The sequence below is a fragment of the Streptomyces nanshensis genome (genome assembly GCF_001751255.1).
GTDB lineage: Bacteria > Actinomycetota > Actinomycetes > Streptomycetales > Streptomycetaceae > Streptomyces > Streptomyces nanshensis_A.
Map to the genome: position 1 here is coordinate 1 of NZ_LJGW01000152.1, position 222 is coordinate 222.

At 77.9% G+C, this 222-nt stretch carries 1 pseudogene; it reads left to right on the plus strand.

What is annotated here, in order from left to right:
- A pseudogene (locus tag AN218_RS36550) lies at positions 1–222 on the plus strand (O-antigen ligase family protein); the annotation flags it as partial.

Genomic DNA, 222 nt, shown 5'->3' on the forward strand with positions numbered 1-222 from the left:
TGGTGGGCACCCCGGTGGGCTGTGCGGCGGCCCTGGCGGTGCTGGTGTGCTCGCTCGCGGCGGGGCGGATACGGCGCCGGGGCGCGGGCCTTGCCGCCATGGCGGTGGCCGCGGCGGCGGTCACCGGTGTCACGTTCGCCGTGGCGCAGGACGTGCTGCCGCGGGCGGCCTCGACCGCGCTGAGCGATCAACTCACCGGGCACCGGGTGGAGTTGTGGCGGG